The following is a 15,093-nucleotide window of genomic DNA, read 5'->3' on the forward strand; positions in this document are numbered from 1 at the left end:
GACTGATCCAGAAACTCCCGCCACTGAAACGGCCGCACAAAGATGAACTTCACCGCATCCGCCGACATCGAAAACAGGCCACCAATCGCCGACATCGGCCCCTTGGCGCTCTTCAGCGCAGGCATACCCACGGACCACCGGTCCGGACCCTTATTCGCCATGGGTTGTCGGCCCCTCGAGGATTGTCACGGCTGATACTGCGGTCGGACCACCGATGTTGTGCGCCAGGGCAATCCGCGCACCATCGACCTGGTTCACAGCTTCACCCCGCAACTGTTCGAAAAGCTCGACGCACTGTGCGACGCCCGTCGCGCCCGGCGGGTGGCCTTTTGCTTTCAGACCACCACTCGGATTCACCGGCAGGGCGCCACCAACGCTGGTCACCTCGGCCTCGAGCAGTTTGTGGGCCTCGAACCGGTCGGCGAAACCCAGGTCTTCATAGCTGATCATCTCGACTCCGGTGAAGAAATCATGCACCTCCGCGACATCGACGTCCGACGGCGACAACCCCGCCATCGCGAATGCCTGCTTCGCGGCCCGCACCGTCGACGGGAAGGACGTCATATCCCGTTTGTGTTGATGCATAACGGAATCCAGCCCGAGGCCCACGCCGCGGATCCACACCGGCCGGCTGGTGAAGCGGTCGACGACATCCTCGGCGGCCAGGATCAATGCGGCGGCGCCATCGCTCTGCGGTGCGCAGTCGAACGTCCCGAACGGCGTGACGACGGTCGGGGCTGCCAGCGCTTCTTCCAGGGTGATCTCAAAACGCAAGCGCGCCTTGGGATTTTTCACCCCGTGGCGATGATTCTTGACCGCGACCATCGCCATGTGTTCACGGGTGGCCGGCGACTCGTAGAGGTACCGCTTGAGGTGTAGGGCGAAACCCGCGGGCGCGACCAGACCGAGTGGATAATCCCAGGCCATATCGCGGGCCATCGCCTCCCACTCCCACAGCATCGCCTTCGATGCGGTTTCGCGCAGCTTGTCGGCACCCATCACCAAAGCCACGTCGAACGCGCCGGAAGCGATGCCGAACAACGCATTACGCACGGCATCGTTACCGGTCGCACACGAGTTCTCCACCCGCGTGACCGGCAGGTCGGGCAGACCGAGTGAGTCGGCGAGGATGCCGGAGGGAAAGCCGTCGGTGGTACCCATCGAGCCGAACCAGGCGGCTTGCAGATCGGCCTTGTCCACGCCTTTGTCGACGCTGGCGGCGCATTCGGCAAATGCCATCGGCAGCAGGTCCTTGATTCCGAGCGCGAAATGCTCACCAAAGGACGTCATACCCGCACCGACAATGGCAACCTTCCTCACGCTGCCCCCGCTTCCGGTTGGAACGCATACCCGTAGTCGGGAACACCGGATCGCACTGCCACTCTGCGCAGAACCAACCGGCCCCGATCCCCGATCTCCACCGAATCCGGCTCCGCGCCAGTCACCTTCACCAATGCCCGCACACCGACGTGGTCGAGCTCGACGATCGCCAGGGCGTAGGGGGTGCGCAGTCCGGGGACAGGCAGATGTACAGAAACCGAGGTGTACACCGTGCCGACCCGTGGCAGAGCCACCAGTTCGTAGCCGGTTGCCAACGCTCCGTTGTCGGCAACGCGATACCGCGGCGGGAAGTCCAACTGCTCACTGTCGGCGAATTTGCCGGCTTCCCAACGAGTTTTGGCCTCGAATGCACGTTCGTAGGCGGCCAGCGAGATGGGAATGTCGGCTTCGGCAACGAAGATGGTGCTCGGCTTGGGGCGTGCCGGCGACTCGCGCCGGTACACCGCCGCGCTGCCACCGGCGACGGTCAGCCCGGACAGGTTCGCCTGTTCCACCGCGACCAGTGGCCCGGTGGTGCCCGTCTCTGCGAGATGGGACAGCGCGAACAAACCGGCGCTCGCGCCGGTGGTGGGTAGTTCAGCGGGCCTGCCGACGCACAGCTCGGCAGCCTGACCGTGATCCACGCCGGCGACCGCGACGGGGGTGTCGAGCCACGCCGCTTCCAGTGAGGCCACCAGCCCGCGCTCGTGTAACAGCCGCGGGTCGCCGTAGTCGTGCACGACGCCGACTGCGTTGCGGGTGCGCACGGGAAGGCTCCGCGCCACCCGGGCGGCTGTACGCACCTGTAGACCGCGGTCCGCGGTGACGATCGCGGCCGCTCCGGCCGGGTCGACGTCGACACCGACGATCATGGTCCGTGGCCGCGCCGAGCTGAGCGCATCCAGTGTTGCGGGGGCGCCGCCGAGTCGCTCGGTCACCTCAAGCTCGGGGTCCAGTCCGAGCCCGGCCAACAGGACGGCCGCGTTGCTGCTCTCGGTCAGCGGCAGATCACGACTGACCAGCACGACGTTCTCCACCGTCGCGCCGCCCTGCAGGGCAGCCCGGCCCGCCTCGACGGCAAGTGTGATCGCATCCTCGTCATCACCGATAATGCGACGTACATCACAGCCCCAGCAGGGCAGATACGTACCAATCGCGGCGATGAACGGCATGGGAGTCTCCAGCGACCTAGGTGACCGCACCAGCAGTCTTGAGCTCGATGATGCGATCCCAGTCCAGGCCGAGCTCGACCAGAACGTCGTCGGTCTGCTCGGCGAAGGCCGGGGCCGGCCCGGTGTGCGGCGCCGTAACGTCGAACTGCACGGGATTGGCGACGAGGTCCAGTTCGCCTGCGTGGATGATGTATTCGTTGGCCAGTACCTGAGCGTCGTCGGCCGCCTGCAAGGTGTCCTGAACGGGAGCCCACGGCCCCGCCAGGGTGGCGAACCGTTCACTCCACTCCGGCAGGGTGCGGGTGACGATCACCTCCCGGAGGATGGCGACGGCGTCGGCGGTGTGCTCGGCAATCGACTCCGCCGTGGCAAAGCGCGGATCATCGGCAAGCTCAGGTCGGTCGATGTGCCTGCAGACGTCGGCCCAGAATTTTGTCGGCTGCATCATGACCAGCGAGATGTACCGGTTGTCCTTTGTCGCGTACACGCCGACCAGTGGGTTGACCGGCGAGCCGTGTACGCCCGGCGTCGGAGCCACCATCCGCTGATTGAGGTGTGAGGTCAGCGCGATGGTGTGGCCCATCGCCCACAACCCACTGCCGAGCAGTGAGACATCCACGGTCGACGGCTCACCGGTGCGCTCACGCTTGAGCAGTGCAGCGGCGATCCCGCCCGCGAGGTTGGTGCCGGAGATGGTGTCGCCATAGGCGGGGCCGGGCGGGCCGATCATGCCTTCGATGCCCGGCGGGGTGATGGTGGCGGCGGTACCTGCGCGGCACCAGAAGGCGGTCATGTCGTAACCGCCCTTCTCTGCTTCCAGGCCGCGGGGACCCAGCGCGCTCCCCCTGGCGTAGATGATCTTCGGGTTGACCGCGCGGATGTCGTCGAGATCGATGCCGAACTTCCTGCGGTGCCCGGGCAGGAAGCTGGTCAGGAAGACGTCTGCGCGACGCGCGAGTTCCAGGAGCACCTCACGGCCTTCCGGCTTCGACACATCCAGGCCGACGCTGCGCTTGCCGCGGTTGGCATGTTCGATGTTCGGGTTGGGATCACCCTCGACCCGCAGCGCTCCCGTCTGGCGCAACCCGCGCTGCGGGTCGCCGTTGACGGCGTGCTCGATCTTGATGACCTCGGCGCCCCACTCGGCCAGCACGGCGCCGGCCGAGGGCACGAAGCCGTACATCGCGACCTCCAGGACGCGGATACCTTCCAGCGGCAGACTCATGCTTGCCCTCCGGGAACGACCGTCGCGAACGTCTTATGCTCCTGGAACTCCTCGAGCCCGGCCACGCCCATTTCGCGGCCGATGCCGGACTGCTTGTATCCGCCGAACGGGCTCTCGGCCCCGAAGTAGTTGCCGCCGTTGATGCTCAGTGAGCCGGCGCGGATCCGGCGGGCGATGGCCAGTGCGCGGTCCTCGTCGCCGAAGACGCCGCCTGCCAGGCCGTAGATCGAGTTGTTGGCGATGCGCACCGCATCGTCGTCGTCCTCGTAGCCGATGACGACCAGCACGGGGCCGAAGATCTCTTCCTGCGCGATCTCGCTGTCCGGATCCACGTCGGTCAGCAGGGTGGGCGCATAGAAGAAGCCCGGGTCGAGCTTCTCGCCACCGGTCACCAGAGTGGCCCCGGCCTCGACGGCACGCTGGACGATGCCGTGCACCTTGTTGCGCTGCTGCTCGCTGATCAGCGGGCCCATGTACGTCGTGGGATTGGCCGGGTCGCCGTGGCGCACGTGGGCCAGGTTGCCTGCGACCTGCTTGACGATCTCGTCTTTCCGACTGTTGGGCACCAGGAGTCGTGTGGTGAGTGCGCAACCCTGTCCGGCGTGCGTGACGATCGTGAACGCGGCCATGAGTGCACATGAGGCGATGGCTTCGTCATCCAAGTCGTCGAGCATGATCATCGCCGACTTGCCGCCGAGTTCCAGGAACACCCGCTTCACCGTCGCACTGCCTGCGGCCATGATGGCCCGGCCGGTCGGGGTGGAGCCGGTGAAGGTGACGACGTCGACGTCGGGACTGGCCGTCAGGACGGGGCCGACAGCCGGATCGGCCGAACTGATTACGTTGACGACGCCGGCCGGGATATCGGTGTGGTTGGCGATCAATTCGCCAAGGGCCAGTGTGATCAGCGGCGTGTCAGGGGCACCCTTGAGCACCACCGTGCAGCCGGCGGCCAGTGCGGGCGCGACCTTGGCCAGCGCGAGCTGGTTGGGATAGTTGTAGGCGATGATCGCGGCGACGACGCCGGCAGCTTCCTTTTCCACCCAACGGTGATGGAGCTGGCCGCGGCTTTCGACATTGCCGATGTCTTCGGTCATCGGATAGGTCTTCAGCAGGTCGGCGTAATAGCGGACGATGCGGATCGGATCGTCGAGCTGGGGGCCGGCCAGGAGTGCTGGAGTGGCCCCCACTTCCGCGATGGTCAGGTCACCCAGCTCGTCGCGATGCTCGACCAGCGCCGCGTGCAGTTGCTCGAGGCAGTGCACCCGGAACTCGACGTCGGTGGCCCAGGTGGTGTTGTCGAACGCACGCCGGGCCGCGGCGATGGCGGCCTGCGCATCGTCGACATCCGCGTCGGGGGCGTAACCGAGAATCTCGCCGGTCGACGGGTTGAGGCTGGCGAAGACCGCGGATGCATCCACGAGCTGCCCGTTGATCAGCATGCGGCGATCTGCGGCGCGCGCCTGACCGTTCTGAGCGGGCTTCCGAACTACCTCAGCGGCCTCGTGGGATGCCATCCGACCTCCTGATCGCATTCGATAATTAGATTCTCATCCTAGGCGAAGATGACATTCTCCATACGAGAACTCATGCAACTAACCAGTACCGGCGGGGCGCTGTCAACACGGGCTGGGCCCCTTGTCCGGACCATTTGCGCATTTCAAGACTGTTCGTTCGCAAACCTTGCGTGACACTTCAGTCCGAGAGTACGGTTCTCACAATCGAAAGGGAGATTCTTGAGGTTCGAGACTATTCCCCTCGCTCCACGCGCCAGACAGTTCAGGTTCCGCAACGCCATCACGTGCGACGAGCCCCGGTCGTGATTCAGCCATCTAACGAGAGGAACTTCTGTGGGACGTGTTGAGGGCAAGGTCGCATTCATCACCGGCGCTGCCCGTGGGCAGGGCCGCAGCCACGCGATCCGGCTCGCCGAAGAGGGCGCCGACATCATCGCCGTGGACATCTGCGCCGATATCGACACCATCGGCTACCCGCTGGCCACGCTGGACGACCTCGAAGAAACCGCGGCGTTCGTCGAGAAGGCCGGCCGCAAAGCCGTCATCTCACAGGCAGACGTCCGCGAGGCCGGCCAATTGAAGCAAGCACTGGAGAACGGCATCGCCGAACTGGGCAAGTTGGACATCGTCGTCGCACAAGCCGGGGTCGCCGCCATGAAGGGCCAGCCGCCGATGCAGGCGTGGACCGACGGAATCAACACCAACCTGATCGGCACCATCAACGCCATCCAGGTCGCGCTACCGCATCTGCACGAGGGCGCCACGATCATCGCGACCGCGTCGGCGGCCGCATTGATGGACGCCCACAACAAGCCCAACCCCGGCGCCGATCCCGGCGGCATGGGATACATGGTCTCGAAGCGGATGATCTCCGAGTACGTGCACTATCTGGCCACCGAACTCGCCGTCCGCGGCATCCGGGCCAATGTCATCCACCCGACCAACTGCAATACCGACATGCTCCAGAGCGAGCCGATGTACCGCTCGTTCCGGCCGGACCTGGAAACACCCACCCGCGCCGATGCGGAGCCCGTCTTCAGAGTCCAGCAGGCGATGAAGGTGAACTATATAGAACCCGAGGACATCAGCAACGCAGTGCTGTGGCTGGCCTCGGACGAGTCACGATTCGTCACCGGCATGCAACTGCGGGTCGACGCCGGCGGCTACCTCAAGTGGTACGACTACCACGTCTGACCCGACTGCCCAGTCTTAATTGACTGTGGCACAACCGAACTCGCAGTGCTGAAGGGATGAAGGGATGCCAGTGAAGGCTTGGGTTGACTCGGACCGCTGCCAAGGACACACGCTGTGCGCGATGACAGCCCCGGACGCGTTTGAGCTCGACGACGTCGACGGCCACGCATCGGTGGTCTTCGACGTGATCCCCACCGATCAGGAGGCCCTGGTCCGCGAAGCCGCACATTGCTGCCCAGAACAGGCCATCACCGTCGAAGACTGATAGCCGCGAAAACCACTGCACCGCACCATTTATCGGCTAGGGAGACCACACCGTGAGCGTCGACGACACCGTTGCCGACAGCGATCCGAAGAAGCGTCCGTATCACTTCGATCGGCACACCCCGGAGTACCGCGACCAGTTCGACAAGATCACCGAGGAGATGCACGCCAAGTGCCCGATGGCGTGGACGGAGGTCTACGACGGGCACTGGATCGCGGCAGGTAGCAAGGAAGTCTTTGAGCTGGCCCGCTGCCCGGCGGTATCCAACGACCACGATCTCCACGGGGAGCGCAAGGGATATCAGGGCATCACCATCCCCAGGGCCCAACGCGCCACCGTCGTGCGAGGCGGCATCCTGGAGATGGACGAACCCGAGCACAGTACCTACCGCGGCGCGCTCAATCCCTATCTCTCCCCCGCCGCGATCAAGCGGTGGCAGCCGTTCGTCGATGAGATCACCCGGGCGGCCATCGATGAGAAGATCGAATCCGGCCGTATCGATTTCGTCGATGACCTGGCCAACGTGGTGCCCGCCGTCCTCACGCTGGCGATGATGGGTATCGAGCTCAACAAGTGGATGATCTACAGCGAGCCCGCCCACCTCGGGGTGTCCACACCGGAACACTCCCCCGATGCCCCGCGGGTCGCCGAGATGAACCGGCAGATGGGTATCGACATGATCACCACGATGATGGAGATCCGGGAGAACCCGCGACCGGGCCTCGTCAACGCGCTGCTGCAACTGCGTATCGACGGCGAGCCCGCACCGGATCTGGAGATCCTGGGCAACCTGGGGCTGGTCATCGGCGGCGGCTTCGACACCACCACCGCATTGACCGCACACTCACTGGAATGGCTGTCGGAGAATCCCGACAAACGCGAGCTGCTCAGCAGGGAACGCGACACCCTGCTCAACCCGGCCACCGAGGAGTTCCTGCGGTACTACACACCAGCTCCCGGCGACGGCCGGACGTTCGCCGAGGACACCGAATTCGAGGGTGCCAAGTTCAAAGAAGGTGAGCGCCTGTGGATCTCATGGGCGATGGCCAACCGCGATCCGGCCGTCTTCGAGCGGCCCAACGAGATCATCTTGGATCGAAAAGGAAATCGGCACTTCAGCTTTGGCATCGGGGTGCACCGTTGCGTCGGCTCCAACGTCGCCCGGACGGTGTTCAAGTCGATGCTGACCGCCGTGCTCGACCGGATGCCCGACTACGTCTGCGACCCCGCAGGCACCGAACACTACGAGACGATCGGCGTCATCCAGGGCATGAAGCATCTGCCCGCGACGTTTACCCCGGGCAAGCGGCTGGGCCGCAACCTCGACGAGACGCTTGAACAGCTGCAGCGGATATGTAACGAGCAGGAGCTGGCCCGGCCGATCACGGAGCGCAAAGAGTCAGCGGTCATCGACTGGTAGTGATTTCGGCGTGCTGATCGCCGGTCAGCGGTCGGCAGCACGCCGAAATCACAACTCAGCGCGGCAGGCCCAGTCCGACCGTCGCGATGATGTTGCGCTGAATCTCGTTGGTACCGCCCGCAATTGTTCCGGCAAAGCTGCGCATGTACCGCTCGAACCAGCCGGCCGAGAGGTAGTCGAGGTCGTACGGCGCGAACGCGGACGTGGTCGACGGATGGTTCAGCGCTTCCACTCCGCCGCAGGACAGCGCCTGCTCAGTCGCATCGCGCTCGGCCTCGGAGCCCAGCACCTTCAGCACGGCGATCGACGCGAGATCCACCTCGCCGCGGGCGGCCCCGGCGACGGCGGCCGAGCCGAGCAGGTGCAGCGCCTGAGTGTCCATCAGCAGCGTGGCGTACTTGTCGCGATCCAGGGCGCTGACCGGACGGAAGTCACGACTCAGGTTGTGCAGCCGGTCGGCGAACTGCATCCACATCATGGTGCGCTCGTGACCGAGGGCGCCATTGACCACCTTCCAGCCACCGTTGAGTGGGCCGAGCAGGTTCTCTTTGGGCACCCGGACGTCGGTGAAGAAGACCTCATTGAAGTCCAGATCGTCCTTCTCACATACCGTCGCGAACGGCCGGCGAACCAGGCCTTCACTCTCGGTCGGGATGAGCACGACGCTGATGCCCTTGTGCTTGGGTGCATCGGGATCGGTCCGCACCAACGTCATCAGGACATCGGCATCGTGCGCGCCCGAAGTCCACACCTTCTGGCCGTTGACGACGAAATCGTCTCCGTCGGAGACCGCCCTGGTACGCAGCGAGGCAAGATCCGAGCCGGCACCGGGCTCGCTCATGCCGACCGACGCCGTCAGCTCCGCCCGCAGGATGGGCACCGCCCAGCGCTGCTTCTGCTCCTCGGTGCCGAACGAGAGGATCGACGCGGCGACGATGCCCACGCCCTGCGGGTTGTAGCTGTGGTAAATCCGCCGCCGGGACAGCTCCTCCTGGTGTACGTACTGCTGGATCACGGTGGCGTTGCGCCCGCCGTATTCCGGTGGGTTGCCCGGCAGCAGCCAGCCGTTGTCGAACTGGAACCGCTGCCAGCGCCGCGCCCATTCAGGCACGTCCGAGCAGGACTGTGAGCGCTCACCGGTCTCGGACTCGGGCGGGAGGTGCTGGTCGAGGAAAGCGACGAACTCAGCCCGGAACTCTTCGACGTCGGCGTCAAACGTGAGTTGCACTGCTCTCCTCAGGGGCTGGATCGACTACCACAGACCATGCGAGAATATCATTCTGTAATACAAGAAACAGAAGTCTCACCTTTGCCCCGGCGGATTCCGCACCGCTGCGCCGGACTGAGAACTCCATTCTTGCCGTTGAAGAACCGGGTTGTACTATGGAGGACATGTCCGACTGTGGGCCCAGTGCGCCAAATCCCTCCGAACAGCGTGTTACCGCAGGTGGGTGGCACTGATGATCGAGTTCGACGACGGCAGCGGAAGCATCTCGAAGACCCCGGTCATCGACACCAGCGTCCACATCTTCTGCAAGTCCAACAAGGATCTGCGCGGGACGTTCCTGCGCGAGCCGTTCGCCAGCCGGGGCTTTCCCGACTACGAGATGGACTGGTACGGCGCGCCCGGCGGTGAGTACGTCACGGGCAGCAAGGGACCCGACCGGCAGTACCCCGGCTCAGATCCCGAACTGGTCGCCCAGGAGCTGTTCGACAACCGCGGCGTCGACATCGCGATCCTGCACCCGATGACCCGGGGCATCATGCCCGACCGGCATCTGGGCACCGCGATCGCCGCGGCCCATAACGAGATGCTGGTGACCCGTTGGCTCGACGGTGAATTCGGCGATCGGTTCCGCGGCACCATCCGGGTCAATCCCGACGACATCGCCGGCGCCCTCCGCGAAATCGACAAGTACAAGGACCACCCCGCGGTGGTGCAGATCGGCATCCCGCTACAGTCGCGCGAGCTCTACGGCAAGCCGCAGTTCTGGCCGCTGTGGGATGCCGCGGTGACGGCCAATCTTCCTGTGGCAGTGCATATCGAGGTGGGCGCGGGAATTCAGTTCCCGCCGACACCGTCAGGAAAGACGCGGACCTATGAGCAGTACCTCTCCTTCATGTCCCTGAACTACCTCTATCACCTGATGAACATGATCGCCGAGGGTGTCTTCGAGCGATCCCCGGACCTGAAGTTCGTCTGGGCCGACGGTGCCGCGGACCTGTTGACGCCGTTCATCTGGCGAATGGACTGCTTTGGCCGACCCCACCTGGAGCAGACACCGTGGGCGCCGAGGATGCCCAGCGACTACCTGCCCGAGCACGTCTACTTCGTGCAGGGCCTCTTCGACGGACCCGGCGACACCGATTTCGCCGGAGAGTGGTTCGGCTTCACCGGCAAAGAAGACATCACGATGTTCGGCTCGAGCTACCCCCATTGGGACAGCAACGAATTGACCGTTCCCAGTAGCTATTCGGCTGAGCAGCGCGACAAGTTCTGCTGGCGCAATGCCGCCGAGCTGTATGGCCTTGAAATGCCGGCAAGTCCCGTCGTACCGTCCGCCGTTCCGGCACAGTAGAGGGAAGCGAGGAAGCCACCATGACGACTACTTCGAGTACGTCAGCCCAACCACGAGTACCCGCCGCCGAGCGCATCGCGGTGCGCTGCGTCGACTCCGACGTGCACCCGATGCCCAAGCGCGGCCAGTTGATCGACTACATCCCCGAGCCGTGGCGCAGCAAGTACTTCCTCAACCATCCGGTCGGCGATACAATTTACTACGACGCGCCGGACTACGCGCACTCCTACGCGATGCGGGTCGACAGTTTCCCGCCGGACGGCGAATTCGCTTGCAGCGATCCCGATATGGCGTTGCGCCAGCTGATCATGGAGGCCGGCTCCGATATCGCGATCCTGGAGCCCACCCACGGGGAATCCCGGTTGGCCGAGGCCACGTCCGCCTACTGCACGGCGACCAACTCCTGGCTCGCGGAGAACTGGCTGGACGGTCACAACAACTGGCACGAGCGCTGGCGTGGGTCGATCTGCCTGGCCATCGAGGATCCGGTCGGTGCCGTTGCGGAGATCGAGAAATGGGCCGAACACCCGTACATGTCGCAGCTGCTGATCAAGGCCGAACCGCGCCCGTCCTGGGGTGACCCGATCTACGACCCCATCTGGAAGGCCGCCACCAAATACGACATGCCGGTCAGCTGCCATCTGTCGCGCGGTGTCTACGAGACGCTGCCGATCCCGCCGGTCGGACTGCCCAGCTACAACCACGATTTCATGGTCACCTACTCCCTGCTGGCGGCCAACCAAGTGATGAGTCTTATCTTCGACGGCGTCTTCGACCGCTTCCCCACCATGAAGGTCGTCTTCATCGAGCACGCCTTCACCTGGATCCTGCCGCTGATGTGGCGGATGGACGCCATCTATCAGAAGCGCAAGTCGTGGCTGGACATCAAGCGAAAGCCCTCCGAGTACGTCAAAGACCACATCAAGTTCAGCACTCAACCGCTGGACTATCCGGAGGACAAGACGGAGCTGTCGCGCGCCTTCGAGTGGATGGAATGCGAGAAGATCCTGCTGTACTCCTCGGACTATCCACACTGGACGTTCGACGATCCCCGCTGGCTGGTCAAGCACCTACCCGAACATGCCCGCGAGGCCATCATGTTCCGCAACGGAATCGAGACCTACAAGCTGCCGGATACCGTCCCGGTGCTCGAGGGTCAGGTTCGGGTCTTCTGAGTTGGCTACCGAAAGCACCCCGCCCCGGCTGGCGCAGGGGCGTGAACACATCGTCGCCACGGTAGACGAAATACCATCTGGCACACACAAACTGGTGCCGATCGGACGGCACGGCGTCGGGGTCTACAACGTCAACGGCACGTTCTACGCGATCGCGAACTACTGCCCGCACGAGGGCGGCCCCCTGTGCTCGGGCCGGGCCCGCGGGCGCACCATCGTCGACGAGGACGTCCCGGGGGACGCGGTGATGGTCCGGGACAAAGAGTTCATCTTCTGCCCATGGCACCAATGGGGTTTCGAGCTCGCAACCGGAACCACCGCGGTCAAACCCGAGTGGAGCATCCGCACCTACCCCGTCCGGGTCGTCGACAACGACGTCCTGGTCATGGCCTGACAGTTACAGGAGAACGTTGTGCCTACCCAGGCTTCCAAGAAGGCGTCCGAGAAGGCCACCTTGCGCCGCGGCGAGAAGACCATGGAGATCAACGGCGGCCAGGTCGTCTACGAAATCCTCGGTGCAGGTAACGAAGCAGGCCCTTTCATCGCCCTGACGCCGGGCGGGCGATTCAGCAAGGACATCCCCGGCCTGCGCCCACTGGCTCGGGCGCTGGTCAACGGCGGCTACCGGGTGCTGTTGTGGGACCGGCCCAACTGCGGAAAATCCGACGTGCAGTTCTCCGGGCTGAGCGAATCGCATATGCGGGCCGAGACGCTGGCCGCACTGATCAACGGCCTCGGCATCGGGCCGTGCATCATCGCCGGCGGCTCCGGCGGCGCCCGGGATTCGATGCTCACCACCATGCTCTACCCCGAACTGGTCACCAAGCTGGTGGTCTGGAACATCGTCGGCGGGGTCTACGGCTCGTTCGTCCTCGGCGGCCACTACATCGTGCCCAGCATTCTCGCGGTCCGCGGCCTCGGAGTCGAAGGGCTGCTACGGGTGCCTGAGTGGAAGGAGCGGATCGCCGAAAACCCCGGCAACAGAGCTCGTTTCGAGGCCCTTGATACCGACGAATTCCTCAAGGTGATGCTGCGCTGGCTCAACGCCTTCGTCTCCAAACCTGGTCAGACCATTCCCGGTGTGCCCGATGACATGTTCGACAACATCAAGGTGCCGGCGCTGATCATCCGTGGCGGTGAGAACGATTGGGACCACCCGAAGCGGACCTCGCTCGAAGTGAGCTGCCTGATCAAAGGTTCCGAGCTCATCGACCCGCCGTGGCCGGAGGATGCCTGGGAGCGTGCCGGCGAGAAGTTCACCGCCACAGGCAAGTTCTGCCTGTTCGACACCTGGGTACAGGCCGCCCCCGCGATCCTCGAGTTCCTCGGCCGCTGATGGTCAGCCACTCCGCCTCAGGCTCGCCCCTCGTCGACCAGGATGCGCACCTCACAGTTGAGCGACGCCTCCAGCGCCGTGTGGATGCGACTCTCCGGCACCCCGGCCAGGTCCTCTCTGCGCAGCGTCACGTCGACGATGTCCCACCCGTCACCGCCGGGACGCCGCTCGACCTGCCCGGTCAAACCGAAACCGGACAGCACTCCGTGGGCGTCGTCGTCGGTCCCGCGACTGACGAAGGTCACCACACCGGGCACCGGCGTGGCCCCCAGCGGACCGAACACCGTGGTACACAATCGCATTACAACAGCCAGCGCAGCATCGCGGTCGTCAGCGGCCAGCAGCACCTCAACCTCACGCCGACTCGGCGGCAGCGCCGCCAGATCCGCGCCGAGCACCTCGGCGCCCACGCCACGAGCCAATTCCCCGAGCGCTGTCATGGCCGCTCCGAGCTGATCGGCGGACAGCTCACCGCGGGGATCGACGCCGACTCGCACCACCGCGGTTCGCATGCGCGCAAGCGTAACGGCGACGCCGTGGCGGCAGGCCCGCAGGGCAGGAGCCCATCATAAACACTCTCGACGTGAACGAAGGTGCCGAAATCGCCGTTGCCACATGGCCCGGCCTGGTCCCGCGGCTACTGCGCACCGCTTCGGGCCTCGAGGATCTGGCCGACTACCGCGAGAGCGGTGGCTACCAGCCGCTCACGGACCCCGACGCCCTCCTGGCCGAAGTCGACCTGTCCGGTCTGCTCGGCCGCGGTGGAGCCGCATTCCCGATCGGGGTCAAACTGCGTACCGTGCTCGACGCCGGTCGGCGCGGCCAGGACACCGTCCTGGTCGCCAACGGCGAAGAGGGCGAACCGGCCTCGATCAAAGACCGGTGGCTGCTGCGGCATCGGCCGCATCTGGTGCTCGACGGTGTTCGACTGGCCGCGAGGATCATCGGAGCCGAACACGCGCATGTGTACGTCTCGGATCGCCAGGCGGCCTCGGCCATCGAAACCGCGTTGCGCGAGTTGAGCGGTTTCCCGGCCGGTCCGGGCAGCCTGACCGTCAGTGTGCGCGTCGTCGATCCGGGTTACGTCGCCGGCGAGGAGACTGCCGCGGTGCGGGCCATCAACGGCGGGCCGGCCAAACCGACCGACAAGCCACCACGCCCGTTCGAAGTGGGCGTCGGCGGGCTGCCCACCCAGGTCAGCAACGTCGAAACCCTGGCCCACCTGCCCTATCTGCACCAGCACGGGGCCAAGGCCTATCGCGCGGCGGGCACGCCGGGTTCCGCCGGCACGTTCCTGGCCACCGTGACCGGAGCCGGGCGACCCGCGACGCTGTACGAAATCCCCTACGGCACAGCGATTGCCGATCTCCTCCGGCAGCACGGCGTGGGCGCCGACCAGGTCCGCGGAGTGCTGATGGGCGGCTACTTCGCGGGTCTGCTGAACCGCGAGGTTCTCGACGCCACCCTCGATCACGAGGCCATGCGCCATCTCGGGAGCGGTCTGGGCTGTGGAGCCATCTCGGTCATCACCGACGAATGCCCGGTGGCGGTCGCCGCGTCGGTGATGAGTTACTTCGATCGCGAGAACGCCGGTCAGTGCGGGTCGTGTTTCAACGGCACCGCGGCGATGGCGGCAGTCACCGAGGCGCTGCGCGACGGTGTAGCCACCGGCGACGACCTTTCCCGGCTGGAACGGTGGTCGGTGGTACTACGCGGGCGCGGCGCGTGTGCCACGTTGGACGCCGCGGCCAACATCGCCGCCAGCCTGCTGGTGAAGTTCCCGCAGGAGGTGGCGCGCCACCTCGCCGGCAGCTGTACCGACTGCGGAACCGGCCCGTTCACCGCCGCACGCCCCTACGAAGTGGAAGTGGTGAGTGCACATGAGTGACG

14 protein-coding genes and 1 pseudogene are annotated in these 15,093 nt (G+C 65.2%); 8 read left to right on the forward strand and 7 right to left on the reverse strand.

Going from position 1 to position 15,093, the window contains the following annotated elements:
• From H7J73_RS10130 to H7J73_RS10150, 5 genes and pseudogenes are all read right to left on the reverse strand, one after another.
• Window positions 1-161: pseudogene (locus H7J73_RS10130) on the reverse strand (ABC transporter permease); the annotation flags it as partial.
• Complete coding sequence (locus tag H7J73_RS10135) at window positions 151-1,320, reverse strand: thiolase C-terminal domain-containing protein (RefSeq protein ID WP_264067219.1); 1,170 nt, start codon at window positions 1,318-1,320, stop codon at window positions 151-153. The gene H7J73_RS10135 and the pseudogene H7J73_RS10130, both read right to left, overlap by 11 nt.
• Window positions 1,317-2,492, reverse strand: coding sequence for a Zn-ribbon domain-containing OB-fold protein (locus tag H7J73_RS10140; RefSeq protein WP_264067220.1), 1,176 nt, complete (start codon window positions 2,490-2,492; stop codon window positions 1,317-1,319). Before H7J73_RS10140 ends, H7J73_RS10135 begins: the two co-directional genes overlap by 4 nt.
• A 16-nt stretch (window positions 2,493-2,508) precedes the next feature.
• Window positions 2,509-3,717, reverse strand: coding sequence for a CaiB/BaiF CoA transferase family protein (locus H7J73_RS10145; protein WP_264067221.1), 1,209 nt, complete (start codon window positions 3,715-3,717; stop codon window positions 2,509-2,511).
• The gene (locus H7J73_RS10150) at window positions 3,714-5,234 is read right to left on the reverse strand and encodes an aldehyde dehydrogenase family protein (protein ID WP_264067222.1); all 1,521 of its coding nucleotides are present in this window, start codon (window positions 5,232-5,234) and stop codon (window positions 3,714-3,716) included. Before H7J73_RS10150 ends, H7J73_RS10145 begins: the two co-directional genes overlap by 4 nt.
• Before the next feature lie 333 nt (window positions 5,235-5,567).
• Here H7J73_RS10150 and H7J73_RS10155 point away from each other — a divergent pair, with 333 nt between their 5' ends.
• From H7J73_RS10155 to H7J73_RS10165, 3 genes are all read left to right on the forward strand, one after another.
• Entirely contained in the window at window positions 5,568-6,428 is an 861-nt protein-coding gene (locus tag H7J73_RS10155) for a mycofactocin-coupled SDR family oxidoreductase (RefSeq protein ID WP_264067223.1), read from the forward strand.
• Between the two features lie 70 nt (window positions 6,429-6,498).
• On the forward strand, window positions 6,499-6,693 hold the full coding sequence (locus H7J73_RS10160) for a ferredoxin (protein WP_264067265.1): 195 nt from the start codon (window positions 6,499-6,501) through the stop codon (window positions 6,691-6,693).
• Between the two features lie 52 nt (window positions 6,694-6,745).
• Window positions 6,746-8,113 (forward strand): cytochrome P450, encoded by a 1,368-nt coding sequence (locus tag H7J73_RS10165; RefSeq protein ID WP_264067224.1) that lies wholly within the window; start codon window positions 6,746-6,748, stop codon window positions 8,111-8,113.
• A 55-nt stretch (window positions 8,114-8,168) separates the two neighbouring features.
• On the opposite strand, the gene H7J73_RS10170 is transcribed toward H7J73_RS10165, so the two are convergent.
• Window positions 8,169-9,341 carry an acyl-CoA dehydrogenase family protein gene (locus H7J73_RS10170; protein ID WP_264067225.1) on the reverse strand — a complete coding sequence of 391 codons (1,173 nt, stop codon included), beginning with the start codon at window positions 9,339-9,341 and terminating at the stop codon, window positions 8,169-8,171.
• Window positions 9,342-9,573: 232 nt separating this feature from the next.
• On the opposite strand from H7J73_RS10170, the gene H7J73_RS10175 reads away from it, so the two are divergent.
• From H7J73_RS10175 to H7J73_RS10190, 4 genes are all read left to right on the forward strand, one after another.
• Window positions 9,574-10,692: an amidohydrolase family protein gene (locus H7J73_RS10175; RefSeq protein WP_264067226.1), complete on the forward strand. Its 1,119-nt coding sequence runs from the start codon at window positions 9,574-9,576 to the stop codon at window positions 10,690-10,692.
• 20 nt (window positions 10,693-10,712) lie between these two features.
• Window positions 10,713-11,867: an amidohydrolase family protein gene (locus H7J73_RS10180; RefSeq protein WP_264067227.1), complete on the forward strand. Its 1,155-nt coding sequence runs from the start codon at window positions 10,713-10,715 to the stop codon at window positions 11,865-11,867.
• A 1-nt stretch (window position 11,868) separates the two neighbouring features.
• Entirely contained in the window at window positions 11,869-12,261 is a 393-nt protein-coding gene (locus H7J73_RS10185; protein WP_264067228.1) for a Rieske (2Fe-2S) protein, read from the forward strand.
• An 81-nt stretch (window positions 12,262-12,342) separates the two neighbouring features.
• Window positions 12,343-13,203 carry an alpha/beta fold hydrolase gene (locus H7J73_RS10190; RefSeq protein WP_264067266.1) on the forward strand — a complete coding sequence of 287 codons (861 nt, stop codon included), beginning with the start codon at window positions 12,343-12,345 and terminating at the stop codon, window positions 13,201-13,203.
• 17 nt (window positions 13,204-13,220) lie between these two features.
• Here the strand turns inward: H7J73_RS10190 and H7J73_RS10195 are convergent, their stop codons facing one another.
• Window positions 13,221-13,715, reverse strand: a complete 495-nt coding sequence (locus tag H7J73_RS10195) for a hypothetical protein (protein ID WP_264067229.1) — start codon at window positions 13,713-13,715, stop codon at window positions 13,221-13,223.
• A 71-nt stretch (window positions 13,716-13,786) separates the two neighbouring features.
• Between H7J73_RS10195 and H7J73_RS10200 the strand changes: the two genes are divergently transcribed.
• A complete protein-coding gene (locus H7J73_RS10200) occupies window positions 13,787-15,091 on the forward strand; it encodes an NADH-ubiquinone oxidoreductase-F iron-sulfur binding region domain-containing protein (RefSeq protein WP_264067230.1) in 1,305 nt (434 codons plus the stop codon).
• Window positions 15,092-15,093 lie beyond the last annotated feature (2 nt).

Source organism: Mycolicibacterium komossense (assembly GCF_025822605.1).
In the GTDB taxonomy this organism is placed as follows: domain Bacteria; phylum Actinomycetota; class Actinomycetes; order Mycobacteriales; family Mycobacteriaceae; genus Mycobacterium; species Mycobacterium komossense.

Bases quoted from the DNA above. Each gene is read 5' to 3' on its own strand.
- H7J73_RS10140 (WP_264067220.1), bottom strand. From the start codon at position 2,492: ATGCCGTTCATCGCCGCGATTGGTACGTATCTGCCCTGCTGGGGCTGT.
- H7J73_RS10145 (WP_264067221.1), bottom strand. From the start codon at position 3,717: ATGAGTCTGCCGCTGGAAGGTATCCGCGTCCTGGAGGTCGCGATGTAC.
- H7J73_RS10150 (WP_264067222.1), bottom strand. From the start codon at position 5,234: ATGGCATCCCACGAGGCCGCTGAGGTAGTTCGGAAGCCCGCTCAGAAC.
- H7J73_RS10175 (WP_264067226.1), top strand. From the start codon at position 9,574: ATGATCGAGTTCGACGACGGCAGCGGAAGCATCTCGAAGACCCCGGTC.
- H7J73_RS10180 (WP_264067227.1), top strand. From the start codon at position 10,713: ATGACGACTACTTCGAGTACGTCAGCCCAACCACGAGTACCCGCCGCC.
- H7J73_RS10190 (WP_264067266.1), top strand. From the start codon at position 12,343: ATGGAGATCAACGGCGGCCAGGTCGTCTACGAAATCCTCGGTGCAGGT.
- H7J73_RS10195 (WP_264067229.1), bottom strand. From the start codon at position 13,715: ATGCGAACCGCGGTGGTGCGAGTCGGCGTCGATCCCCGCGGTGAGCTG.